The sequence below is a fragment of the Arthrobacter sp. I3 genome, assembly GCF_000520575.1.
Taxonomy (GTDB): domain Bacteria; phylum Actinomycetota; class Actinomycetes; order Actinomycetales; family Micrococcaceae; genus Arthrobacter; species Arthrobacter humicola_A.
In genome coordinates, this window is record NZ_KI914919.1 from 11,240 (window position 1) to 13,049 (window position 1,810).

The 1,810-nt window shown below is 71.8% G+C and carries 2 pseudogenes; both read left to right on the plus strand.

The features are described from left to right. Nucleotides 1-820, plus strand: a pseudogene (locus tag Y706_RS28740) (PDZ domain-containing protein); the annotation flags it as partial. Between the two features lie 5 nt (nucleotides 821-825). Next, a pseudogene (locus tag Y706_RS24665) lies at nucleotides 826-1,810 on the plus strand (PDZ domain-containing protein); the annotation flags it as partial.

The window sequence follows — 1,810 nt, forward strand, 5'->3', positions numbered from 1 at the left end:
AGCCGACGCCGAGGCAAGTGCCGCCGGAACAGCGGCTGCTGCGCCCGGGCCGCAGCCGGCAGCCAAGCCCGTCCCTTCCGTGCGGGTGGACGCCGATGGCCTGGCCCACCGCGTCATCGGGGTCCCGGTGCCGCAAGGCAACTACGCCGGACTCACCGCCGTCGCCGGCGCCCTGCTCTGGCTGGACAGCGAGCTCGCCGGCACCACCGGTGAGGGCCGGGCCAGCCTTGAGGACAAGGGCGCGGCGCCGAGCCTGGTCCGCTACGACCTGGCCAAGCGCCGCACCGCCACGATCGTTGAGGCCCTGGACAGCTACCGGCTCTCCGGCGACGGCGAAAAGATCGTGTTCATCCAGGACAAGCAGATCCGCGTGGCGCCGGCCGCCGCCAAGGCCGATGAGGAGTCCGGCCAGCTGGTCAAGGTGGACCTTGGCCGCATCCGGGTGCAGCTGGACCCACTCAGTGTGTGGGGCCAGGCCTTTGACGAGGCATGGCGGCTCCAGCGCGACTTCTTCTGGACCGAAGACATGGCCGGCCAGGACTGGGAGTCCGTCCACGCCCGCTACCGCCCGGTGGTGGAACGCCTCGGTTCCCATGACGACCTGGTGGACCTGCTGTGGGAGCTGCACGGCGAGCTCGGCACCTCCCACGCCTACGTCCGGCCCATAGCCGCTGTCGAGAACGGCAGCAGCCCGCAGGGCCGCCTCGGCGCGGACCTGGGGTTCACCGGCGAGGGGTGGGAAATCACCCGCATTCTGGCGGGGGAGTCCTCGGACCCGCTGGCCACTTCGCCGCTGACCCGTCCCGGCGCCGACGCGAAGCCGCGAGCCCGATCAAGCCGTACCTCGTCGCCCTCGCCGCCGACACCCCGTCGCCCTTCGGACCGAGCGTCGACCTACACTTCGAAGCCGACGCCGAGGCAGGTGCCGCCGGAACAGCGGCTGCTGCGCCCGGGCCGCAGCCGGCAGCCAAGCCCGTCCCTTCCGTGCGGGTGGACGCCGATGGCCTGGCCCACCGCGTCATCGGGGTCCCGGTGCCGCAAGGCAACTACGCCGGACTCACCGCCGTCGCCGGCGCCCTGCTCTGGCTGGACAGCGAGCTCGCCGGCACCACCGGTGAGGGCCGGGCCAGCCTTGAGGACAAGGGCGCGGCGCCGAGCCTGGTCCGCTACGACCTGGCCAAGCGCCGCACCGCCACGATCGTTGAGGCCCTGGACAGCTACCGGCTCTCCGGCGACGGCGAAAAGATCGTGTTCATCCAGGACAAGCAGATCCGCGTGGCGCCGGCCGCCGCCAAGGCCGATGAGGAGTCCGGCCAGCTGGTCAAGGTGGACCTTGGCCGCATCCGGGTGCAGCTGGACCCACTCAGTGTGTGGGGCCAGGCCTTTGACGAGGCATGGCGGCTCCAGCGCGACTTCTTCTGGACCGAAGACATGGCCGGCCAGGACTGGGAGTCCGTCCACGCCCGCTACCGCCCGGTGGTGGAACGCCTCGGTTCCCATGACGACCTGGTGGACCTGCTGTGGGAGCTGCACGGCGAGCTCGGCACCTCCCACGCCTACGTCCGGCCCATAGCCGCTGTCGAGAACGGCAGCAGCCCGCAGGGCCGCCTCGGCGCGGACCTGGGGTTCACCGGCGAGGGGTGGGAAATCACCCGCATTCTGGCGGGGGAGTCCTCGGACCCGCTGGCCACTTCGCCGCTGACCCGTCCCGGCGCCGACGCGAAGCCGGGCGATATCCTGCTGGCCATCGACGGCGTCGAACTGACCCAAACGCGGACCCCGGCGATGCAGCTTGTCGGCGCGGCCGGCC